General features: G+C 66.6%; 16 protein-coding genes and 4 pseudogenes. 7 read left to right on the forward strand and 13 right to left on the reverse strand.

Annotation, left to right across the window (positions count from 1 at the left end):
- Positions 1-13 precede the first annotated feature (13 nt).
- Positions 14-955 carry a sigma-70 family RNA polymerase sigma factor gene (locus F6B93_RS05160; protein ID WP_211698131.1) on the forward strand — a complete coding sequence of 314 codons (942 nt, stop codon included), beginning with the start codon at positions 14-16 and terminating at the stop codon, positions 953-955.
- On the opposite strand, the pseudogene F6B93_RS05165 reads toward F6B93_RS05160, so the two are convergent.
- Positions 888-1,493, reverse strand: a pseudogene (locus tag F6B93_RS05165) (carboxymuconolactone decarboxylase family protein); the annotation flags it as partial. The gene F6B93_RS05160 and the pseudogene F6B93_RS05165 sit on opposite strands and share 68 nt — an antisense overlap.
- Before the next feature lie 93 nt (positions 1,494-1,586).
- Here F6B93_RS05165 and F6B93_RS05170 point away from each other — a divergent pair.
- On the forward strand, positions 1,587-2,051 hold the full coding sequence (locus tag F6B93_RS05170) for a condensation domain-containing protein (RefSeq protein ID WP_211698133.1): 465 nt from the start codon (positions 1,587-1,589) through the stop codon (positions 2,049-2,051).
- Here F6B93_RS05170 and F6B93_RS05175 read toward each other — a convergent pair.
- Genes F6B93_RS05175 through sdhC form a run of 4 tightly spaced genes read right to left on the reverse strand, consistent with a single transcriptional unit; the run spans position 2,023 to position 5,372 of the window.
- Positions 2,023-2,838 (reverse strand): succinate dehydrogenase iron-sulfur subunit, encoded by an 816-nt coding sequence (locus F6B93_RS05175; protein ID WP_211698134.1) that lies wholly within the window; start codon positions 2,836-2,838, stop codon positions 2,023-2,025. The genes F6B93_RS05170 and F6B93_RS05175 overlap by 29 nt on opposite strands.
- A complete protein-coding gene (sdhA, locus tag F6B93_RS05180; RefSeq protein WP_211698135.1) occupies positions 2,838-4,592 on the reverse strand; it encodes a succinate dehydrogenase flavoprotein subunit in 1,755 nt (584 codons plus the stop codon). The genes F6B93_RS05175 and sdhA overlap by 1 nt, the downstream gene beginning before the upstream one ends.
- Positions 4,593-4,602: 10 nt before the next feature.
- On the reverse strand, positions 4,603-5,037 hold the full coding sequence (locus F6B93_RS05185) for a succinate dehydrogenase hydrophobic membrane anchor subunit (protein WP_211698136.1): 435 nt from the start codon (positions 5,035-5,037) through the stop codon (positions 4,603-4,605).
- The gene (gene sdhC / locus F6B93_RS05190) at positions 5,034-5,372 is read right to left on the reverse strand and encodes a succinate dehydrogenase, cytochrome b556 subunit (protein WP_246541009.1); all 339 of its coding nucleotides are present in this window, start codon (positions 5,370-5,372) and stop codon (positions 5,034-5,036) included. Before sdhC ends, F6B93_RS05185 begins: the two co-directional genes overlap by 4 nt.
- 218 nt (positions 5,373-5,590) lie before the next feature.
- Here sdhC and F6B93_RS05195 point away from each other — a divergent pair, with 218 nt between their 5' ends.
- Genes F6B93_RS05195 through F6B93_RS05205 form a run of 3 tightly spaced genes read left to right on the forward strand, consistent with a single transcriptional unit; the run spans position 5,591 to position 8,354 of the window.
- The gene (locus F6B93_RS05195) at positions 5,591-5,992 is read left to right on the forward strand and encodes a cytidine deaminase (RefSeq protein WP_211698138.1); all 402 of its coding nucleotides are present in this window, start codon (positions 5,591-5,593) and stop codon (positions 5,990-5,992) included.
- Positions 5,989-7,269: a thymidine phosphorylase gene (locus F6B93_RS05200; protein ID WP_211698139.1), complete on the forward strand. Its 1,281-nt coding sequence runs from the start codon at positions 5,989-5,991 to the stop codon at positions 7,267-7,269. The genes F6B93_RS05195 and F6B93_RS05200 overlap by 4 nt, the downstream gene beginning before the upstream one ends.
- Positions 7,266-8,354 carry an adenosine deaminase gene (locus F6B93_RS05205; RefSeq protein WP_211698140.1) on the forward strand — a complete coding sequence of 363 codons (1,089 nt, stop codon included), beginning with the start codon at positions 7,266-7,268 and terminating at the stop codon, positions 8,352-8,354. Before F6B93_RS05200 ends, F6B93_RS05205 begins: the two co-directional genes overlap by 4 nt.
- 1,112 nt (positions 8,355-9,466) lie before the next feature.
- On the opposite strand, the pseudogene F6B93_RS22695 reads toward F6B93_RS05205, so the two are convergent.
- From F6B93_RS22695 to F6B93_RS05215, 3 genes and pseudogenes are all read right to left on the reverse strand, one after another.
- A pseudogene (locus tag F6B93_RS22695) lies at positions 9,467-9,667 on the reverse strand (PGRS repeat-containing protein); the annotation flags it as partial.
- Positions 9,668-10,777: 1,110 nt separating this feature from the next.
- Positions 10,778-11,290, reverse strand: a pseudogene (locus F6B93_RS23550) (PE family protein); the annotation flags it as partial.
- Between the two features lie 134 nt (positions 11,291-11,424).
- Positions 11,425-12,858 (reverse strand): HNH endonuclease signature motif containing protein, encoded by a 1,434-nt coding sequence (locus tag F6B93_RS05215; RefSeq protein WP_246541088.1) that lies wholly within the window; start codon positions 12,856-12,858, stop codon positions 11,425-11,427.
- 94 nt (positions 12,859-12,952) lie between these two features.
- Between F6B93_RS05215 and F6B93_RS05220 the strand changes: the two genes are divergently transcribed.
- The gene (locus F6B93_RS05220) at positions 12,953-13,534 is read left to right on the forward strand and encodes a hypothetical protein (RefSeq protein ID WP_211698143.1); all 582 of its coding nucleotides are present in this window, start codon (positions 12,953-12,955) and stop codon (positions 13,532-13,534) included.
- 186 nt (positions 13,535-13,720) lie between these two features.
- Here the strand turns inward: F6B93_RS05220 and satS are convergent, their stop codons facing one another.
- Together satS and F6B93_RS05230 are read right to left on the reverse strand one after the other, a co-directional pair.
- Positions 13,721-15,022 carry a protein export chaperone SatS gene (satS, locus tag F6B93_RS05225; protein WP_211698144.1) on the reverse strand — a complete coding sequence of 434 codons (1,302 nt, stop codon included), beginning with the start codon at positions 15,020-15,022 and terminating at the stop codon, positions 13,721-13,723.
- Between the two features lie 60 nt (positions 15,023-15,082).
- Positions 15,083-15,955, reverse strand: a complete 873-nt coding sequence (locus F6B93_RS05230; protein WP_211698145.1) for an alkaline phosphatase family protein — start codon at positions 15,953-15,955, stop codon at positions 15,083-15,085.
- Between the two features lie 92 nt (positions 15,956-16,047).
- On the opposite strand from F6B93_RS05230, the pseudogene upp reads away from it, so the two are divergent.
- Positions 16,048-16,662: pseudogene (gene upp, locus F6B93_RS05235) on the forward strand (uracil phosphoribosyltransferase); the annotation flags it as partial.
- Positions 16,663-16,672: 10 nt separating this feature from the next.
- Here the strand turns inward: upp and F6B93_RS05240 are convergent.
- Genes F6B93_RS05240 through F6B93_RS05250 form a run of 3 tightly spaced genes read right to left on the reverse strand, consistent with a single transcriptional unit; the run spans position 16,673 to position 21,707 of the window.
- Positions 16,673-18,250, reverse strand: coding sequence for a phospho-sugar mutase (locus F6B93_RS05240; RefSeq protein WP_246541010.1), 1,578 nt, complete (start codon positions 18,248-18,250; stop codon positions 16,673-16,675).
- Between the two features lie 26 nt (positions 18,251-18,276).
- On the reverse strand, positions 18,277-19,083 hold the full coding sequence (locus F6B93_RS05245) for a purine-nucleoside phosphorylase (RefSeq protein ID WP_211698147.1): 807 nt from the start codon (positions 19,081-19,083) through the stop codon (positions 18,277-18,279).
- A gap of 32 nt (positions 19,084-19,115) precedes the next feature.
- Positions 19,116-21,707, reverse strand: coding sequence for a PPE family protein (locus F6B93_RS05250; RefSeq protein ID WP_211698148.1), 2,592 nt, complete (start codon positions 21,705-21,707; stop codon positions 19,116-19,118).
- Positions 21,708-22,070 lie beyond the last annotated feature (363 nt).

A 22,070-nucleotide genomic window follows, 5' to 3' on the forward strand; every position in this document is an offset into this window, starting at 1 on the left:
CTACGCTCGCGGTATGCCCGCGACCACGCAGGTCAACGAGTTTGAGGCGCTGCGACCGCATCTGATGTCCGTCGCCTACCGGCTGACGGGAACCGTCGCGGACGCCGAAGACATCGTCCAAGAAGCCTGGCTGCGCTGGGACGCGGCCGCAAGCCGGGACCAGGTGGTCGACGTGCGGGCCTGGCTCACGACCGTGGTGAGCCGGCTGGGCCTGGACAGGTTGCGGTCGGCGGCGCACCGGCGAGAGACCTACACCGGCCACTGGCTGCCCGAGCCGGTGGTTACCGGCTTGGACGGCGCCGATCCACTGTCTGCCGTGGTCGCCCACGAGGACGCCCGGTTCGCGGCGATGGTCGTGCTGGAGCGCCTGCGCCCGGATCAACGCGTTGCATTCGTGCTGCACGACGGCTTCGCCGTGCCGTTCGCCGAAGTAGCCGACATCCTCGGAATCACCGAAGCGGCCGCCCGGCAACTGGCGTCGCGGGCACGGAAGGCCGTTGCTTCCGGACCCACGCCCGATACCGCCCATAACGAGGTCGTCGGGCAGCTGATGGCCGCGATGGCCGCGGGCGACCTGGACGCCGTCGTGTCGCTGCTGCATCCCGACGTGACCCTCACCGGCGACGCCAATGGCCGGGCGCCCACCGCCGTCCAGGTGATCCGCGGGGCGGACAAGGTGGCCCGGTTCCTGTTCGGGTTGGCGCGACGATACGGCCCGGCGTTCTACTCGGCGAATCAGTTGGCGATGGTCAACGGCGAACTCGGTGCCTACACACTCGGCACGGCGGGCGACGACGAACATTGGGCGATGCTGCCGCGCATCACCGCGATGACGGTGCGCGACGGAAAGGTCTGCGCCCTCTGGGATATCGCAAACCCGGACAAGTTCACCGGTTCCCCGCTGCGCGAGCTTGCTCGGCAGCCCAGGGCACTCGGCACGCATCACCGGAACTAAATCCCTGCTCGGTGATGCCCAGTGCCGAGTTCATCCGGGCACGCATGTTTTCCAGACCGATCTGGTACGTCAGCTCGAATACGCCGGCGTCACCGAAGCGGACTCGGAGGTCAGCGACCTGCTCGTCGGTCACCGAATGCGGGTCGGTGGTCATCGCGTCGGCGTAGGCGATGGCGGCCCGTTCGTCCTCGGTGAACGCCGGAGACGTTGCATAGCTGTCTATCTGGGCAAGTCGCGCAACGTCGAGTCCGTCGAGGCGCTGCAGCATGGATCCGAAATCGACACACCACGAGCAACCGATGCGGCGCGCAGTCCACAACACCGCGAGCTCGCGCACGCTGACAGGTAGCGTTCGCGATGCCCGCTGCTGCATCGTTTCGTGAACGGCACCGGCGACCAGCAGTCGCGGGTGATGGGCGGCGACAGTGAACGGCTCGGGGACCGCGCCGTAGCGCCGCCGTGCGACGCGGTACATGGCGCGGGTCAGCAGGCCAACGCGCCTCGGGGGCAGGGGTTCGATGCGGGTTTTCTGTGTCATACCCCTTCAGACGAGACAGCCCGCCAGATTGTGACGTCCGCTTCCAAGAATCCGCCAAGAATTCGCTGAGGATTGCGGCGGATTCTGTGGGGCATGTCGTACTCGTACTTCGCCGACCTGCCCCGGCTCGAGGACATCGAACCGACTGCCCACACCGACGTTCTCGTTGCCAACCCGCGAGTAGACCAGGGGCGCATCCGAGTCGCGGTTGACGCCGTCTTCGACGCCCATCCGGCCCTGGGCGCCGTGTTCGAACCGTGGTTTGACAGCTGGACATCTCGCCCGGGCGGCGGGTGGAGCTGGGGAGTGGAGCCCCCGGGAGGCGCGGTCGCGGAGGTGGTGGGGCGGCATCAGGCCAGTTTCGACATGCGTACCGGCAGATTGTTCGCGGTGTCGCTGATTCCTGGAACTCCGGACCGGCTGGTACTCACCGCCAGCCGCCTCTGCATGGACGGCGCATCATGGCGGACCGTGGTCGACAACCTGGTGACGGAATACGACGGGGGTGTGCTGGCTCCGGAGGATGAGCTCAGCGCGAGAACATCAGCGCCCGCTTGACCTCCTGAATCGCCTGGGTCACCTCGATGCCCCGCGGGCAGGCTTCGGTGCAATTGAACGTCGTCCGGCAGCGCCAGACCCCGTCGACCTCGTTGAGGATGTCCAGGCGCTCGCCGGCCGCCTCATCGCGACTGTCGAAGATGAAGCGGTGGGCGTTGACGATCGCCGCGGGACCGAAGTAGCTGCCCTCGTTCCAGAACACCGGGCAGCTGGTGGTGCAGGCCGCGCACAGGATGCACTTCGTGGTGTCGTCGTAGCGGGCGCGGTCGGTCCGGCTCTGGATACGCTCTCGTGTGGGCGGGTTACCGCTGGTGATCAGGTAGGGCTTGATCGCGCGGTACGCGTCGAAGAACGGCTCCATGTCGACGACGAGGTCCTTTTCCACCGGCAGCCCGCGGATCGGCTCGACCGTGATGGTGAGCTGCTTGCCAGGTTTCTTGGGTAGCAGATCACTCATCAGCACCTTGCAGGCAAGCCGGTTGACACCGTTGATTCGCATGGCGTCGGAACCGCACACTCCGTGGGCGCACGACCGCCGGAATGTCAGGGTCCCGTCGAGGTAGCCCTTGATGTAGATCAGCAGGTTGAGCAGCCGGTCGCTCGGCAACGTGGGCACCCGGAAGCTCTGCCAGCCGCCGGTTGCCGCGTACAAGTCCGGGTCGTCGGGGTTGAACCGGGCGATCTTCAGGGTCACCATCACTGCGCCCTCGGGAACGGGCGGCAAGGGCGGATCCAGTCCTGGTTCGACGCTGTCGCCGACGGGCGTTCCCTGCGTTTCCAAAGACATCAGTATTTCCGTTCCTTGGGTTCATAGCGGGTCTGCACAACGGGTTTGAAGTCGAGGCGGATGTCGCTGAGCAGCTCGGTGCCCTGCTTGTAGGCCATGGTGTGTCGCATGTAGTTCACATCGTCGCGGTTGGGATAGTCCTCGCGGGCGTGACCACCGCGAGACTCCTTGCGGTTGAGTGCACCGACCACGGTGACTTCGGCGAGCTCCAGCAAGAAGCCGAGCTCGATAGCTTCCAGTAGATCGCTGTTGAAGCGTTTCCCCTTGTCGTGCACGGTGATTCGGGAATACCGCTCTTTGAGAGCGTGGATGTCGGTGAGGGCCTGTTTCAGGGTCTCCTCGGTGCGGAACACGGCAGCGTTGTTGTCCATGGACCGCTGCAGCGCGTTCCGGATGTCGGCGACGCGCTCGTTTCCGTGCTCGGAGAGGATGTCGGCGACCCAGCCGATGACCATCGCAGCCGGGTCCGGCGGCATGTCCACGAAGTCGTGGCCTTGTGCATAGTTGGCCGCGGCGATGCCGGCCCGGCGACCGAAGACGTTGATGTCCAGGAGCGAGTTGGTGCCCAGCCGGTTGGCCCCGTGCACCGACACGCAAGCGCACTCACCTGCCGCGTAGAGGCCGGGGACGGTGTAGTTGTTGTCCCGCAGCACCTTCCCGGTGACGGTTGTTGGGATGCCCCCCATCACGTAGTGGCACGTCGGGTAGACCGGGACCAGCTCGTGGACTGGATCCACTCCCAGGTAGGTGCGCGCGAACTCGGTGATGTCGGGCAGTTTCGCTTCCAGCACCTCTTCGCCGAGGTGGCGGACGTCGATGTAGACGTAGTCCTTGTGCGGACCGGCACCGCGGCCCTCCAGCACTTCGAGCACCATCGAGCGGGCGACGATGTCACGGGGTGCCAGGTCGACGATCGTCGGGGCATAGCGTTCCATGAAGCGCTCGCCGTCGCCGTTGAGCAGCCGGCCGCCCTCGCCGCGCACGGCCTCGGAGATCAGGATCCCCAGGCCGGCCAGTCCGGTCGGGTGGAACTGGTGAAACTCCATGTCCTCCAATGGAAGTCCCTTGCGGAAGACGATGCCGATGCCGTCGCCGGTCAGCGTGTGCGCGTTGGAGGTCGTCTTGTACATTCGCCCGGAACCGCCGGTTGCGATCACGATGGCCTTGGCGTGGAATACGTGAACCTCGCCGGTGGCGAGTTCATAGGCGATCACCCCGGTAGCGACGGGACCGCCCGGGGTTTGAGTAAGCGCCAGGTCGAGCGCGTAGAACTCGTTGAAGAACTCCACGTCGTGTTTGACGCAGTTCTGGTAGAGCGTTTGCAGGATCATGTGGCCGGTGCGGTCGGCCGCATAGCAGGCGCGGCGCACCGGGGCCTTGCCGTGATCGCGGGTGTGCCCGCCGAAGCGGCGCTGGTCGATGCGGCCCTCGGGGGTGCGATTGAACGGCATCCCCATCTTCTCCAGATCGAGCACCGCGTCGATGGCTTCCTTGCACATGATCTCCACGGCGTCTTGGTCGGCGAGGTAGTCGCCGCCCTTGACGGTGTCGAACGTGTGCCACTCCCAGTTGTCGTCTTCGACATTGGCCAGTGCGGCGCACATGCCGCCTTGCGCTGCACCCGTGTGGCTGCGGGTGGGGTAGAGCTTGGTGAGCACTGCCGTACGTACCCGGGGACCCGCCTCGACCGCGGCGCGCATGCCGGCCCCGCCCGCGCCGACGATCACCACGTCGTATCGGTGTTGCTGGATCACCGGTCCCCTTTCAGGAGATGTTCGCGTCGAACGTCAGCAGCACATAGGTTCCCAGCACCAGCGTGAACGCCATCGACAGCGCCAGCAGTGCGTTGAGCCAGAAGCGCGTGGTGTCTTTGCGGCTGTAGTCGTCGATGATGGTGCGCAAGCCGTTGCCCCCATGCAGCTGCGCCAGCCACAACAACAGCAGGTCCCAGATCTGCCAAAACGGCGACGCCCAGCGCTGGGCCACGTAGTTGAAGTCGATGCGGTAGACCCCGTTCTCCCACATCAGCATCACGAACAGGTGTCCGATCGCCAGGAACACCAGCACGATGCCGGACAGGCGCATGAACAGCCATGCGAATTTCTCGAAGTTGGGGATGCCGGCGCGTCTACGCGGCGAGCGTGGGTTATCCAGGCTGGCGGGGCGATCGTGGCTGCGTTGCTTGACCGGCGCGCTCATCCGACGTGCTCCAGCATGTGGATCCCCACCACCACCGCCGCGGGAACGATGAGCAGCAGCCAGATGATTCCGACCACCCAGAGCATGAGCCGTTGATAGCGCGGGCCTTGCGACCAGAAGTCGATCAAGATGATCCGGACGCCGTTGAGGGCGTGATAGGACACCGCAACCACGAGGCCAAGTTCCATCACGCCGACGATCGGCGTCTTGTACGTCTCGATCACCGAGTTGTAGGCCTGCGGACTCACCCGGACCAGGGCGGTGTCCAAGACATGCACGAACAGGAAGAAGAAAATCGTCGCACCGGTGATTCGGTGCAGCACCCACGACCACATACCGGGATCTCCCCGATACAGCGTCCGAGGTGGTCGCCGCTTACGGGATACGCTTGTCGGCGTCGTCGTCACCTCTGCTCAACCCTTTCGAAACCCGGGCTATCGAGCTTAGCTTGGGCGCGGTTGCTGGCGGTACCCAACAGTGCTTTCCACCCCCTTGTGGCGTGTCGGGGTTAGGGTGACTTTCTGGGTCGCCCAACGGTGGATGAGGTTGCGCAATGCCGGCTGTTGATTGGAACATGCTGCGGGACAAAGCAATTTGTGCGGCAGCTGGAGCTTATGCGCCCTATTCGCGGTTCCATGTCGGCGCGGCCGCGCTGGTGGACGACGGCCGCGTGGTCACCGGATGCAACGTGGAGAACGTCTCCTACGGGCTGGGTTTGTGCGCCGAATGTGGCGTGGTGTGTGCCCTGCATGCCTCGGGCGGCGGCCAGCTGCTGGCACTGGCCTGCGTCGACGGCCTTGGGTCTGCGCTGATGCCGTGCGGGCGGTGTCGCCAGGTGCTGCTGGAGCACGGCGGCGCCGAGTTGCTGATCGACCATCCGGCCGGACCGCGACGGCTCGGCGACCTGCTGCCTGATGCTTTCGGCGTCGATGATCTCCTCCGGGAACGCTCTTGACCGATGTCGCGCTCGACGCACCGGCGGTGATCCGGACCAAACGGGACGGCGGCACGTTGTCGGACGCCGCCATCGATTGGATCATCGGCGCCTACACCGACGGCCGGGTCGCCGACGAGCAGATGTCGGCGCTGTTGATGGCCATCGTGTGGCGCGGCCTGGATCCGGGCGAGATCGCCAGGTGGACGGCGGCGATGCTGGCCTCTGGCGAGCGGATGGACTTCGGCGATCTGCCGACCGTCGACAAACACTCCACCGGCGGCGTCGGAGACAAAATCACCCTGCCGTTGCTCCCCGTTGTCGTCGCCTGCGGCGGTGTAGTGCCGCAGGCGTCCGGCCGCGGGCTCGGACATACCGGCGGCACCCTGGACAAGCTGGAATCCATCGTCGGGTTTACGGCGAACCTGTCCAATCAGCGAGTGCGCGCCCAACTTGGCGACGTCGGCGCGGCGATCTTCGCCGCCGGCGAGCTGGCGCCGGCGGATGCCAAGCTGTACGCGCTGCGCGATATCACCGCCACCGTCGAGTCGCTGCCGTTGATCGCCAGCTCGGTGATGAGCAAGAAGCTGGCCGAAGGCGCGGGCGCGCTCGTGCTCGATGTGAAGGTTGGTTCCGGCGCATTCATGAAGTCCGAGGAGCAGTCTCGCGAACTGGCCCACACGATGGTCGAGCTGGGGTTCGCGCACGGCGTGCCTACTCGTGCGCTGCTGACCGACATGAACTGTCCGCTCGGCGGGACCGTCGGCAACGCGCTCGAAGTGGCCGAGTCGCTCGAGGTGCTGGCTGGAGGCGGGCCAGCCGACGTGGTCGAGCTGACGGTGCGGTTGGCCGCCGAGATGTTGGAACTCGCCGGAATCAACGGCCGCGATCCAGAACAAGCACTGCGTGACGGCACCGCGATGGACCGATTTCGCCGGCTGGTCGCCGCGCAAGGCGGTGATTTGTCGCAACCGTTGCCCGCCGGTCGGCATTCGGACACCGTGGCCGCGGGCCGGGGCGGCACAATGGGCAACATCGACGCGAAGGCAGTGGGGATGGCAGCATGGCGGCTCGGTGCCGGCAGATCACGACGGGGTGAGCGAGTGCAACCCGGTGCGGGCATCAGGATTCATCGGCGGCCCGGTGACCTTGTGACGGCCGGTGAGGTCTTGTTCACGCTGTATACCGACACCCCGGAACGTTTCACCGCCGCGCGCGCCGAGCTGGAGGGCGCGTGGAGTGTCGGCGACACACCGCCGCCGACGCGGCCGCTGATCATCGATCGGATAGCCCCGTGACCACGCCGCTGGACCTAGAAGCGATTAGGCAAGCACCGAAAGCGCTGCTCCACGATCACCTCGACGGCGGTCTGCGTCCGGCCACTGTGTTGGACATCGCCGGCCAGATCGGTTATGACGGGCTGCCCGCCACCGACATCGACGAGCTGGCGACCTGGTTTCATACCGCCTCACACAGCGGCTCGCTGGAGCGCTACCTCGAGCCGTTCTCGCACACGGTGGCTGTCATGCAAACCCCGGAGGGGCTGTACCGCGTCGCCCATGAGTGCGTGGAAGACCTGGCCGCCGATTCGGTGGTGTACGCGGAGATCAGGTTCGCTCCCGAACTACATATCGACCGCGGGTTGTCCTTTGACGAGATCGTCGACGTCGTGCTGGCTGGATTCGCCGAAGGCGAAAAGACCTGCGCCGCCGCGGGTCGTCCGATCACGGTGCGCCTGTTGGTCACCGCTATGCGGCACGCCGCGATGTCCCGAGAGATCGCCGAGTTGGCGATTCGGTTCCGGGACAAGGGCGTTGTCGGCTTTGACATCGCGGGCGCGGAGGCCGGTTACCCGCCGACGCGGCATCTGGGTGCTTTCGCGTACATGCGTGAGCACAACGCGCGCTTCACGATCCATGCCGGGGAGGCGTTCGGGTTGCCGTCTATTCACGCCGCGCTCGCGTTCTGTGGTGCGGATCGGCTGGGGCACGGCGTCCGGATCGCCGACGATATTGAAGTTGATGCTGGCGGTGGTTACCGGCTGGGTCGGCTGGCATCGATCCTGCGAGACAAGCGCATCCCGCTGGAGTTGTGCCCCAGCTCGAACGTTCAGACCGGTGCGGTCGCCAGCATCGCCGAACATCCGTTTGACCTGCTGGCGCGTACGCGGTTTCGGGTGACGGTCAACACCGACAACCGGCTGATGAGCGACACCTCGATGAGCTTGGAGATGCACCGCTTGGTGGAGGCATTCGGCTACGGCTGGAGCGACCTCGAGCGGTTCACGATCAACGCCATGAAATCGGCGTTCATTCCGTTCGACCAGCGGCTGGAAATCATCGATGACGTGATCAAGCCGCGGTTCGCGGTGCTGATCGGATAGCGGGGGTCCGAATCCCCGGCGTTTTCCCCTGCGTTGCCCTACAGCAGCCCGGCGGCGCCGCTGGCGCCGGCGGATCCGTCGAACCCGTCGTTTCCGGCAGGGGTGGTCGGGGGATCGCTAGGCCCACCGGCACCGCCGGCCCCAGCCGCCGCGCCGGTGCCGCCGGCGCCGATCACCTGGGCGCCGCCCCCGTTGCCACCGTTACCGCCATTGCCCCCGGAGATACCCGGGGAATTGGTAGCGGCGCCAATGCCGCCGGCACCGCCGTTGCCGCCGGCGCCGAAGAGCCAGCCGGCCCCGCCGCCAGTGCCGCCGGAACCGCCAGCCCCGGCGATAGCATCGCTCATCGGATCTGTGATTCCGCCCATCCCGCCTTGCCCACCGGCGCCGCCGCCGCCGATCAGCCATCCGCCGGCGCCACCGGAGCCGCCGCTGCCGCCATCGCCACTGTTTTGCATCGAGGAGCTTCCGCCGGTGCCCCCGGCTCCGCCGGCCGCGCCGTCGCCGAACAGCGTGGCGGCACCGCCGGTTCCCCCGGCGCCTCCGGCTCCGCCGGCAATGGTGGTCCCGACTCCGCCGGTCCCACCTTGACCTGCGGCCCCAGCGTTGCCGCCCAGCCAGCCGGCGTCGGCGCCGTCGCCGCCGGCACCACCGACACCGCCGGCGATGAATCCTGACCCGCCGGCTCCGCCGACCGCGCCCGCTCCACCGGCACCGAACAGCCCTGCCGCACCACCGCTGCCACCGGCTCCGCCGCTCCCGCCGAAGAAACCGAGTGCGCTGGTGCCGTCATTCGCGTTGCCGCCAACCCCGCCTCGGCCGCCGGCCCCAGCGTCGCCGAACAGCAAGCCGCCGCCCCCGCCATCACCGCCGCTGCCGCCGTTGCCTCCATGGGTGCCAAATAGATCAGGGATATCGGGGTTCGTGCCGCCGCCAGCTCCACCGGTCCCACCGTGCCCGCCGGCCCCGCCGGTGCCCCACCAACGGGCCGCTCCACCGGCGCCACCGTTGCCGCCGTTGCCGCCGTTGAGACCGGGCAGGCCCGCCACGGCGTCCCCACCGGCTCCGCCGGCCCCGCCGTTGCCGAAGAACCACCCGCCGACTCCGCCGCTCCCGCCGGCGGCACCCGCACCCCCGACGCCACCGGCTCCGCCATTGCCGATCAACCCGGCTGCGCCACCGGCACCACCGGTCTGGCCGGGCGCACCGGAACCGCCGGCCCCGCCGTTGCCGTACAGCCACCCACCGTCCCCGCCGGCCTGCCCGGTGCCGGCCGCCCCGTCGGCGCCATCACCGATCAGCGGGCGCCCCAGAATGTCGGGGACCGCACCCCCGCCGTAGAGTCGGCCGCCGGCGCCTGCGGCACCGCCGGTCCCAACCAATCCTCCGGCTCCACCTGGTCCGGCGGTTCCGCCCGCACCACCGATGCCGCCGGCGCCGATCAGCTGCGCCGAGCCGCCGTTACCGCCATTGCCGCCATTGCCGCTGGTAAAACCCGCCTCGGCGGTAGCGGCACCAGCGCCACCGGCGCCGCCGTTGCCGCCGTTGCCGTAGAGCCACCCGCTGATGCCGCCATTGCCGCCATTGCCGCCACTGCCCCCTAACCCGATGGAGCCGACGGCGGCAGGCCCGCCGGCCCCGCCCTGCCCCCCGGCGCCGCCGTTGCCGATCAGCAGGCCGCCGGCACCACCAACTCCTCCGGTGCCGCCGTTGCCGGCGTAGACATCGGTCGCCCCGCCGGCACCGCCGGCCCCGCCGGCGGCGCCGTTGCCGAACCAACCGGCGGCACCACCATTGCCACCGGTCCCGCCGGAGCCGGGTAATACGCCGTGCATATCGCTGTCGTCGACCGAGCCGCCGTCTCCGCCCTGCCCGCCGGTGCCCGCGGTGCCATTCAGCCACCCGCCGCGGCCGCCATCCCCGCCATCACCACCGTTGCCGGCGGCCAGCTCCCCGGTGACCCCGCCGGCCCCTCCCGCGCCTCCCGCTCCGCCGTCACCGAACAGCCCAGCGGAGCCGCCGAAGCCGCCGGTCCCACCGCGGCCACCAGTGAACCCGATATCGGGCTGGTTGCCGTTCCCGCCCATCCCGCCTTGCCCGCCGGCGCCGGCGTTGCCAGCCAGCCACCCGCCGTGGCCGCCATTGCCGCCATTGCCGCCGACACCGCCGTTGGAACCAATTCCGTCTGTGGCCGCGGGGTCGCCGCCCGCAGCTCCACCGGTCCCGCCTTCGCCGCCGGCCCCGCCGAAACCCCACCACCCGGCGCCGCCGCCATTGCCGCCGTTGCCACCGTTGCCGCCGTTGAAGCCGGCGAGGAGCGTCGGGCCGGCACCACCAGCTCCGCCGTTGCCGCCGTTGCCGTACAACCACCCGCCGCGTCCGCCGGACCCGCCCGCAGCGCCGGCCCCGCCGGAGCCGCCGATTCCGCCGTTGCCGATAAGCCCGGCCGCGCCGCCGGAGCCGCCGGCGATCCCGGCGTTCATCCCTGGCGCGCCGTCGCCACCATTGCCGTACAGCAGCCCGCCGGCCCCACCGGCCTGCCCCGGTGCTGTCCCGTCGGCGCCGTCGCCGATCAGGGGACGTCCCCATAGCGCTTGGGTGGGAGCGTTGATGGCATTCAGCACCTCGGGCGGCACCGCTGCCAAGGGCGAGGCGTTGGCGGCCTCAGCGCTGGCGTAGAACGCCTCACCAGCCTTCAAGGCCGCCACGAACCGGTTGTGGAACGCCGCCAGCCGTGCGCCGAGCGCCTGATAGTCCAGGGCGTGGTCGGAAAACAGCGACGCGATGGTCGCCGACACCTCGTCGGCACCGGCGGCCAGCAAACCCGCTGTTGGCGCCGCGGCCGCTGCATTGGCCGCGCTGATCGCCGAGCCGACGCCCGCCAAATCCGACGCCGCCGCAGTAAGAATCTCCGGAGCTACTACCACGTAGGCCATCGCTGATCTCCAGGTCAGATGTCAACCAATTGTCGCCAGTGTCAAAGGTATCGGCGACGCAATGCGCCGTCTACAGTGGTGCGCACCTGCCTGGCGGTGAGTCTGATCCCACCGCTCTTGACTCACGAGGCCTCCTAGAAGGGCGGCGGCTCGCTATCGTCGGATGCCGATGGATCGTGAGTGCCGAAATAGCACTCTTCCCAACGTCGTTGGCCGGCTTCGCGTTTCCTGCGGTTGTGGTTGCGCTCCGCGGCGATGCGCGCAGCCTGGTTCTGGGTGCGGGAACGGGCGCGTTTGGGCATCATCGCGTCGCGGCTGCCGCAGCGATCGTCGGGTGCCGGGCCGCTGGCTGGCAGGTCGGGGCCAGGCCTGCAGAGTCCGGGGAATAGCAATGCGCTGCCCGGTGTGGTGACATAAGTCTGCCCGTCGGGCACCGACCAGATCACGGTACCGTCTGGCAGCTGCTTGTCGCGCCATCCCCAAAACGTCTTGAGCAAATGGTGTTTTCGGCAGAGGCATTTGAGATTCGCCGGATGGGTGGCACCACCCTCCCGGTACGGGATGGTGTGATCGACGTCGCATTGGGTTGCCGGCCGATCGCAGCCCGGCGCTCGGCAGGTCAGATCCCGGGCACGGACAAAGTCCGTCAACGCCCGAGACGGTGCGTATCCGGACTCGGGGCGCACGGGCATTGAGATCGGTCGCAACTCGGCCGATTTGGCCAACTCACGCACCATCTCCGCGGGGATGATGCCGTCGCCTGGAAGAAGCCCCGGAGACTCGCCGGACCCGTCCACCGTGGCGCGATCGGCCACTATGTGGATCATGATCGAGCTGGGCTGCCGTGGTGTGGACGCGGCCGGGCAATGCGCGTTGTCGCAGCCGCATGCCAGCCGGTCTTGGCTGGCGGCCAGCGCGCCGAGCGCGTCTGCACGCCGCTGCCCGGCCGTGCGCGGATCGTCCGGGCAGACCGTGTCGGCGAGGGCGTCGAGCCTACGATCGAGCGCCTCCGCCGTCGTCGCAAAAACCTGGCCATTGACCAACGCCATCCCTGAGTCGACCGGAGAGCAGTCCACATAACGGTCCGCGGCGTCGCGCCGCGAGCGCCGCACCGCGTCTCGGTCGATCTTGGCTACGACCCGATCGACCTCGGTGGCGAGTTTCCAACTAGTCATCGACGGCCAACGGGGGGCCTTCAGCGCCAATTGTGCGTCGACCTCTGCCAAGGCATCCGCGTCGGTGATCAGTTCGGTGCGAAATACGATCGTCCGGAATAGCCGGAAGTCGATGTCGCCGTTGCGGAAGGCGGCGGCTACTTCGGGTAGGCGTTCGTGCATCGCTCGGGCGTAGCGCAGGTTGCTGTGACCCATCGCCACACTGGTACGCAGCGCCGCCGCGACTTCAGCGGCCACCGCATCGCACGTGTCGACGGCCCATTCTTCCCGGTTACCATGCTGGGCTAACCGCAGCCTCAGTAGATCGCCGATAGCGATCAGGCGTGCTGCCGCGGCCTGGGCTTCGGCGCGCGCGGCCGTGGTGATTCGGGCGAGGTGCGCGGGAGCATCCATATCGAACACATGTTCGATTATAGATGGAGGCGGCGACATCGGTTGGGGGAGCGCGCACCACAGACGAGAAGCGTCCCGCCATAACATCGCTGGTGTGCTGCTCAACCGCGCCACTGCCGAGGCCATCGCAGCCGGCCGCATCAGCCTGGTGCTGCGGCGTTGGGACCGATCCCGTGTTAAACCGGGTGGTACACAGCGCACGGCGGCAGGCACGATCCGCATCGAGGATGTCGCGGAGCACCCGCGCGATTATCGGGTGACCGAAAAGCAGGCGCGGGCGGCCGGATATCGCGATGCGGCCACGGCGCAGGCTGAGCTGGATCAGCGGACCGCCAGGCACACCTATCTGATCACGGTGTCGTTCGCGGGCCCCGACGAGCGTTCGGAGCTCGCCGCGGACAGCGCCCTGACCGCCGCCGACATCGCGGCGATCGTGGTTCGCCTCGACCGTTTGGACGCCGCCAGCAAATCTGGCCCCTGGACCAGGAGTTACCTGCGGCTGATCGCTGATAACGAGGCGGTGCGCGCCCCGAACTTGGCGGCTGGCGAACGAATCGACGTGCCGCGGTTCAAGCGGCGGGTGCGGCGACTCAAAGAGCTGGGCCTGACCATCAGCCTTGACGTCGGCTACCGTCTGTCTCCGCGCGGAAAGGCACTCATCGAAGCCATCGGCTAACGCGGTCGCCGGCTGGCGGCGCTATTCGCGCCTTAGCCGCGACACGGGTGTCCGATGTCGTCGCCGGCTGGCGGCGCTATTCGCGCCTTAGCCGCGACACGGGTGTCCGATGTCGTCGCCGGCTGGCGGCGCTATTCGCGCCTTAGCCGCGACACGGGTGTCCGATGTCGTCGCCGGCTGGCGGCGCTATTCGCGCCTTAGCCGCGATTCCACGAAGGTTTCTAGCTTCTCCCACTCGCGTACCGCTTTGGCGTAGGGGCCTGTGGGCTTGGCGACCGAGCCGGGCTCTAGCGCGTAGGCCACAAGCTTGCCCAGCGGCTTGGCTGTGTCCAGTGCCTTGTCGACCGCGCTCTCCTCGGAGTAGTCGCCGATATCGCGGAGCAATTCAACCGCCAACTCGAGTTGGTCGACGTCCACGGCCTCAGGCCCGTCGGCAAAATCGTCAGCAAGCCCGGTCAACACATAAACATTGTCGTCGGTGACATCCACCTCAAGGGAGCCGTCCGTGGCGGCGGTCCGAATGTCGTCGTAGGTACTCAGGTCAGACAAGTCATGGTCATGTTCGTCGGCAAGGTAGCGGGCGAGCGCTCGTTCGGAAGTGAACACGCTAATTCGACCATTGCGGCCCAGGAAGATAGGACGATCATCGAGGTAGCAGCGCAGAGTGTAGAGAGTGCCGCTACCGGTCATGATCCGGACCGGGTCGATGCCCACCTTCAACCAGAAGTCCTCGTCGCTGCCCAACACGACGGTGTCGTCGGCAGCGCGGGGCTCTTCATCGACTTCTTCGGCGTCGTCGACCGCATCCGCGCTCGTCTCGGCGACGGCCTCGTCGTCTTCGCCGTCGGTCTCGTGTTCGTCGGTTTCGTCGGGTTCTTCGGGTTCTTCCGGCTCCTCCGCCAACTCGTCAGCAGCCTGGCTTGACAGCTCGGCATCGACCTCGGGCGTGCTCACGATCTCGTCGATAGCCGTGAGCACGTCGTCCCAGCTTCGGCCGATTACCTCGGCGATGGAATTCCAACGCTTGTGGCCGGCCTTCCCGGTGAAGTGGTCGATTCCGCCGGAAACCGTGCCCAAGATGGGATTTCCGTTGAAGAACTTCGATACCGCGGCTAACTCGCACACCGATCCTATGGACGACACGATCGCGAGCGTGGCGGCCAACGCCGTCACCGACTCCTCGGTCGGCTTCTCGGCGACCAGTTCCTCGACAACCACCAAGTCGAACTGTTTGTCCGTGGCTGGATCCAACTGGTGTGCGTGGGCGCTCGTCAACTCATTCCAGGCCGGGTGATCGACCAGGTCGCTGTCGCTATCTGCGCGCACGAATGCGACCAACTCGGGCACGGTCGCGAAGGCGTACAGGTCCTCGTCCTTACCTAGGAATGCCTCCCATTCGTCGCCCGAGTCGCGCCAGCGCGGTGCCCATAGCGTGTAGCGGTCACCGGCGGACAGGCTCAGTCGGATCGGCACAAGGTCAGCAACCATGCGGCACACAATAGCGACGGCGCGCGACGCCGCGTCCACGGGTAGCGGCCTCGATTGCGGCTACCCGGCCCAAATGCCGGTGATCACCCCAGCGTTCTTGGCGTACCCGGTCTTAGGCAGCCCATACATCTGCTCCAGCGTGGAAAGCACGTTGTAATGGTTGATCCTGTCGTTGTAGGTTCCCGGCTGTACGTGCGCGCCATAGAACACAGTCGGGATCTGATTGCGACTACCGCCATCGTCTTCGTCCCAGGTCACGATGAGCAGGCTGTTGTTGGCCTTGGCCCAGTTGGCATACGCGGACAAGTTGCTCTTCAACCAGGCGTCGCCCTGGGCGATGGATCCGTCGTGCATGTCGTTGTTGCCGTTGGGGATCACGAAGGCCACGGTCGGCAGCCTGGCAAAATTGTCCGGGTTGTCCGGCTTCGGAAAAGCCGAGAACGGCATCGACAGCGTCGCCGGGACGTTGCTGAAGTTGACCCACGGCGCGTGTTTGCGGCCGTATCCACCCGCACTGCACACGGTTGAGCCGACCATCGGCAGGCTCTCGGCGAAGCCGACGAAGGTCAATCCGGCAGCCAACAGCTCGGAGCCTAGGTTCGGAAGGTTGCCACCGTTGACCGGGCACGTGTTCTTCTTCAGCCCGAATGTGTCGCCGGCGAAGAGCGCCAGATAGTTGGGTTCGCTTGGGTGGGTTTCGGCAAATGACTGGGCCATCATCGCCCCCCTGGCTGCCAGCGCGTTGACGAAGGGAGCCGACTTGTTGCCGATGATCGCGGATTGAGACCGGTTTTCCTCCACCACGACCACCACGTGCGCGAAGGTTGGCAAGGTGGCTGCGGCAAGGTCCACGCGCTTACCGACCCAAGGGGCCGGCAGCGACATCGCCAACGCGCCTAACACTGTCAGGGCGAGGGCCATTCCGCGGGGCATGGCGGGAGTATATGGGCGGTTTTGCCCGGCTCGCGGCATGGACGGGAGCTTGTTAGCGAGGCTAGTTCTGATTGTTACGTAGTCTCTAAGCCATGCAGGTGTGTGTTGTCGATCACCCGCTGGCCGCAGCCGGGCTGACCACGCTGCGCGATGAACGCACCGACAACGCCGCTTTCCGGGCCGCGCTCGGCGAGCTGACGCGGGTGCTGGTCTACGAGGCCACCAGAGACGCGGTGCGCGAGCCGGTCCCGATCCACACACCACTTGCTGCGACGGTCGGCTCCCGACTGGCCAACCCCGTGCTGCTGGTTCCCGTGCTGCGGGCCGGGCTTGGGATGGTGGATAGGGCGCTTGCTGCGATCCCGCAGGCCCAGGTTGGCTTCGTGGGGATTCGCCGTGACGAGGAAACCCACCAGCCAGTCCCGTATCTCGAGGCGCTGCCCGACGACCTGAGCGGTTGGCCGGTAATGGTCCTCGACCCCATGCTTGCCACCGGTGGGTCGATGACATACACCGTCGACCTGCTGCAAGGCCGGGGCGCGACGGATATCACCGTGCTCTGCGTGGTGGCGGCACCGGAGGGCCTCGCCGCGCTGGAGAAAGCGGCTCCGAACCTACGGTTGTTCACCGCAGCCATCGATGACGGGCTCAACGAGGCCGCGTACATCGTCCCGGGCCTCGGCGACGCCGGCGACCGTCAATTCGGTCTCAACCCGATCACCAGCCCCGCACCGCGGCGACCAGCTCATGCCGCAGTCCACCAGCCCGCTCCCGGGCAAGATGCAGGTCACGGGCCACCGCGCAGCGAACCTCCACATAGCACTTCAACTTCGGCTCGGTCCCCGAAGGCCGCACCACTATCCTGATCGACGTTTCGTCATCGCCGCCGGCAAAGATCAGCGCATCGGTGATATCGGTGGTCGCAACGGCAAATCCGACAAGCCGATCCGGCGGGGTCTTGCGTAGCCGTCGAATCAGGTCAGCGGCTTCGCGGGCATCCGCGACGCGACGCGGCACGGCCGCAACCTCGTGCACCCCGTGTCGTCGGGCAAGCGCATCGAGCAGGTCGGGCACCAAAAGGCCGTCCGCCTTCAGCGCGGCCACCAGATCACACGCCAACACCGCGGCGCTGATCCCGTCTTTGTCGCGCACGGCGGCGGGGTCGACGCAGTGCCCGATCGCTTCCTCATAGGCGTAGACCAGGGTGCAGTTGGGCAGGTTCGCATCGGCGCGGGCCAGCCATTTGAAGCCGGTAAGGGTCTCGACGTGGATGGCGCCGTAGTGCGCAGCGATTGCCGCCAGCATCCGCGATGACACCACGCTGCTGGCCACGACCGCCGCCCGCGGCTCAGTGAGGTGCGACAAGATGTAATCGCCGAGCAGCCAACCGGTTTCGTCGCCGGACAACATTCGCCACCCCGACGCGGTGGGTATCCCCACCGCGCAGCGATCGGCATCTGGATCAAGAGCTATCGCGACGTCCGCGTCGACCTCCGCGGCCAGGGCGAGCAGTGCGTCGGTGGCGCCGGCTTCCTCCGGGTTCGGGAAGGTGACGGTCGGAAAGTCGGGGTCGGGTGCGAACTGCGCCGCGACCGTGTGGATTTCGTCGAAGCCCGCGCGCTCGAGCGTCTCGACGGCCACCTTCCCGCCGACGCCGTGCAACGGGGTCAGGGCCACCCGAACCGAACCCGCGCCTCGGCGAACCCCGGCCGCGCGGCGGATGTAGCGCCCGATGAGGTCGGTGTCAGCGAATTCGACTGGTCTCCTGGGGATCTGATCGGCTGGGGGAGCGGTGGAGATCGCGGCTTCGATCTGGCGGTCAACAGGGGAGACGATCTGGATGCCGCCGTCGAGAAACACCTTGTACCCGTTGTCGGTTGCCGGATTGTGTGACGCCGTGATCTGTATCCCTGCGGCGGCGCCGGTAGCGCGAACGGCGAAAGCGACGAGCGGCGTTGGCGCCGCAATGGGGAGCTGTAGTACCGAAAAGCCCTCGGCAGCAAGCACTTCAGCTGTCGCAACAGCGAACGCCTCCGAGCCATGCCGGGCGTCGCGCCCCACGACCACCAGCGCACCAGCTCGATTCCGCAGTACCTGGGCCACCGCCCAGGTAGCGCGCAACACGACTGCGATGTTCATCGCGTCCGGACCGCCGCGAATCGGCCCACGCAACCCTGCCGTCCCGAAGGTGAGGGGGCGGGCGAACCGTGCGGCCAGCTCGGCTGGACCGCAGGAGGCCAGTTCGGCGGCCGTCTCCGGGTCCGGATCGTGGGCGATCCACTCCTCAGGTGTCACGATCAGAACCCGTGGAACCGCACTCGCTAGAACCTGGCGATGATGTCAGCGAGCAGCGAACCCATTCTGGTCGCGGAATCGGCTCCAGCGGCGAGCACCTCGGCGTGGCTGAGCGGCTCTCCGGCGATCCCGGCCGCGAGGTTTGTTACCAGGGAGACGCCCAGTACCTCCGCACCCGCCGCCCGCGCGGCGATGGTTTCATGCACCGTCGACATGCCGACGAGGTCGGCGCCCAACGTCTGCAGCATCCGGATCTCCGCGGGGGTCTCGTAGTTCGGTCCAGGCAAGCCCGCGTACACGCATTCGGCCAGTGCGGGGTCCGCTTGGCGGGCGAGTGCGCGCAGCCGGGGTGCGTACGCATCGGTCAGGTCCACGAATCTCGCGCCGACCAGAGGCGACCGCCCGGTCAGGTTCAAGTGATCGCTGATCAGCACTGGCTGGCCGACCTGCAAGCCTGGACGCAGCCCGCCGGCGGCATTGGTCAACACGACGATCTGGGCACCAGCGGCGCAGGCCGTCCGCACCGGGTGCACGACGTGGCGCAGGTCATACCCCTCATAGGGGTGGATACGACCGACCAGGACCAGCACCCGGTGCTCCGCGATCTGCATCGACAGCAGTTCACCGACGTGACCGGCTGCGCTTGGCGGCCTGAATCCCGGCAGCTGGGCATGGGGCAGCACCGTGGTGGCGGAGCCCAGGGCCGCAACCGCCGGCGACCATCCCGAGCCGAGCACAATCGCGACGTCGTGCTCGGCGGTGCCGGTGCGCTCAGCGACGACGCGCGCCGCCCGCTGGGCGAGCTCGTCGGGTTCGGGCTGACCGTCAGTCACATCGATCGAGCCTAGCGGTGGGCGGCCGAGCCCTAGCTGAAGATGCCCGAGCTGTTGGTGGCGGAGTTCAACAAGCCCGACGTAAAGCCGAAGAGGTTGTTGCTTGCCGAGTTGAGGATGCCCACGTTGCCAAAGCCGTCCGTGTTGAAGATCCCTACGTTGAATTCGCCACTGTTGAAGATTCCGATGTTGCCACGGCTCAGTATGCTGCCCGGGCTCGTGTTCAAAATGCCCGCGTTGCTACTGCCGTTGTTGAAGAAGCCCGAATTTCCAATGCCGTTGTTGAAGAAGCCCGAGCTCGGCAGCGAGTTGTCAGGTGTGTTGCCGAAGCCCGAGTTGCCGGTATTGACGGCCGAACTGAAGAGGCCTGTGTTGCTGTTGCCGGTGTTAAAGAGGCCAGTGTTGTTGTTGCCCGAGTTGAACCAGCCTGTGTTGTTGGTACCCCCGTTGAAGTCGCCGGTGTTGTTGTTGCCCGCGTTGAGGTTGCCGAAGTTGTCTTGGCCGGTGTTTCCGATGCCCATGTTGCCCAAGCCTGAGTTGGCGAAGCCCATGTTTGAGTTGCTGGCGTTTGCCAGGCCGAAGTTCCCGGCACCCGAGTTTCCGGTACCGGTGTTGAACTTGCCGGTGTTGGCAAAGCCGGTGTTGGTGTCGCCGGAGTTGCCGATGCCGAAGTTTCCGTCTCCGGAGTTGAAGAAGCCGACGTTGTTGTCGCCCGAGTTGAACAACCCGAAGTTTCCGGTGCCTGTGTTGAGGAAGCCGATCCCCATCTGGTCGTTGCCTTGGAGTCCGATACCGACGTTGTTGCTACCGGAGTTGCCGAAACCAAGATTGCCGGCCCCTTCGTTTCCGAGACCAACGTTGTCGAACCCGAAGTTTCCGAGGCCGATGTTCCCGCGGCCGAAGTTCCCGAGGCCGATGTTTCCATCACCAAGTAACCCTATGTTTCCAAAGCCCCAGTTATTGTCGCCGAAGTTTCCGGCGCCGATGTTCCCGTTGCCGATGTTCCCGAAGCCCAGGTTGCCGCTGCCCATGTTGCCGATGAAGTCGCCGGCCGCCGCGGTCGCGGCCGCCGACAGCGCCCCCTGCTCGACGTGCAGCGGACCGATTCCGATTAAGTGATCGCCGGTGAGCCCGATCCCGATGTTGTGGTTGCCGGTGTTGAACAGGCCCTGGTTGAAGGTGCCCTCATTGCCTACACCGAGCAACGTCAGAGGACCCAGCGCAAAACCGGTGTTACCGGTACCGGTGTTGAACAGGCCCGCGTTCTCGAGGCCGTTGTTGCCGATGCCAAACCCGCCAAAGGTGGTGAGGTTATTGGGGTCCACCGGGAACGTCGGGCTCAGGTTGCCGAAGCCGATGTTGGCCGAGCCGGTGTTGCCGAAGCCGATGTTGAAGATGCCGCTGTTGCCGGCACCCACGTTGTTCATGCCGGTGTTCCAGCCACCGAGGTTTTCGAGGCCGTTGTTGCCGATACCAAACCCACCGAACGTGGTGATGTTGTCGGGATCGACCGGGAAGTTCGGGCTCAGGTTGCTGATGCCGAAGTTCAGCGAGCCGACATTGTCGATGCCGACGTTGTAGTCACCGGTGTTGAAGAACCCGATGTTGCCGATGCCGACATTGCCATAACCCCAGTTCCCCGCGTCCGACACCGCCTGCGCCGGCGCGGCCGCCAACTGCGCCGCGGCCGCCGACAGCGCCCCGGAATTGATGTGCAGTGGGCCGATCCCGATCAGGTTGTCGCCAGTGAGACCGATGCCGATGTTGTGGTTGCCGGTGTTGAACAGGCCCTGGTTGAAGGTGCCCTCATTTCCCGCACCCAGGTACCCCAAAGGGCCCAGCGCAAACCCGGTGTTACCGGTACCTGTGTTGAACAAGCCCACGTTTTGGACGCCGTTGTTGCCGATGCCAATCCCACCGAAGGTGGTGACGTCGAAGGGATCGACCGGGATGGTCGGGCTCATGTTGCCCAACCCGATGTTTAACGAGCCGGTGTTGAACGCGCCGATGTTGAACTCACCGGTGTTGAAGAACCCGACGTTGCCGCCGCCAACGTTGCCGTAGCCCACGTTCGGCCACTCCGACATCGCCGGTGCCGGCCCTGCCGCCAGCGCCTGCGGCCACGACGTCAACGCGGCCGCTGCCGCCGCGGCTCCACCGTGGTACCCCACCATCGCGGCCACATCTTGGGCCCACATCTGTTCATAGATGCTCTCAGCGGCCGCAATCGCCGGCGCGTTCTGCCCAAACACATTCGATAGCACCAGCGCTACGAACTCGTTGCGGTTGGCCGCGACCGCCAACGGATGCACTGTGGCAGCCCGTGCTGCCTCGAACGCACTGGCCACTGCCTTGGCCTGACGAGAAGCGCCGATAGCCTGCGCGGCCGCCTCGCTCAACCAGCCGGCATACGGCGCTGCCGCCGCTGCCATCGCCGCCGCGGCGGCGCCCTGCCATGCCTGGTCGGCCAACCCGGAGGTCACGGAGGTAAACGACTGCGCCGCCGATCCCAGCTCGGCGGCCAAGCCATCCCAGCCCGCCGCGGCCTCCAACATGGGCGCGGAGCCAGCACCCGAGAACATCCGCAATGAATTGATCTCAGGCGGCAGTACCGAAAAATTCACGACAATCCCTTCCCCGTGGTTGCTTCCCCGACCGGCACGTCGTCCGGCCGGGACAATCTACAACGAGGTCCCGAAATATGTATTCAATATCTGGGGAAACGCGGGTTGTTGAGAAACGTCACCGCGCTGCCTGCCCGGGGTGCGCGTCTCAACCGCGCCCGCGGGGAGCACTGATCGGGATTGCCGACACGCGTGCTAGGTGGCCCGATACATCTGAGATTTTCCGTTGTGGCACAGCAGATTATGTCTGAGTGTCCTGACGACAGGACTGCGTTACTGTTGACCGTCCATCGTCGCTCTGCGGCCAAGATCGTGAGCTAGGGACTGTCTCGCGTTGAGACACCAGAATGGATTCATATCAAT

The sequence above is a fragment of the Mycobacterium spongiae genome, assembly GCF_018278905.1.
Lineage (GTDB): Bacteria > Actinomycetota > Actinomycetes > Mycobacteriales > Mycobacteriaceae > Mycobacterium > Mycobacterium spongiae.

Bases quoted from the DNA above. Each gene is read 5' to 3' on its own strand.
- F6B93_RS05160 (WP_211698131.1), top strand. From the start codon at position 14: ATGCCCGCGACCACGCAGGTCAACGAGTTTGAGGCGCTGCGACCGCAT.
- F6B93_RS05170 (WP_211698133.1), top strand. From the start codon at position 1,587: ATGTCGTACTCGTACTTCGCCGACCTGCCCCGGCTCGAGGACATCGAA.
- F6B93_RS05175 (WP_211698134.1), bottom strand. From the start codon at position 2,838: ATGTCTTTGGAAACGCAGGGAACGCCCGTCGGCGACAGCGTCGAACCA.
- F6B93_RS05185 (WP_211698136.1), bottom strand. From the start codon at position 5,037: ATGAGCGCGCCGGTCAAGCAACGCAGCCACGATCGCCCCGCCAGCCTG.
- sdhC (WP_246541009.1), bottom strand. From the start codon at position 5,372: ATGTGGTCGTGGGTGCTGCACCGAATCACCGGTGCGACGATTTTCTTC.
- F6B93_RS05195 (WP_211698138.1), top strand. From the start codon at position 5,591: ATGCCGGCTGTTGATTGGAACATGCTGCGGGACAAAGCAATTTGTGCG.
- F6B93_RS05215 (WP_246541088.1), bottom strand. From the start codon at position 12,858: ATGGATGCTCCCGCGCACCTCGCCCGAATCACCACGGCCGCGCGCGCC.
- satS (WP_211698144.1), bottom strand. From the start codon at position 15,022: ATGGTTGCTGACCTTGTGCCGATCCGACTGAGCCTGTCCGCCGGTGAC.
- F6B93_RS05230 (WP_211698145.1), bottom strand. From the start codon at position 15,955: ATGCCCCGCGGAATGGCCCTCGCCCTGACAGTGTTAGGCGCGTTGGCG.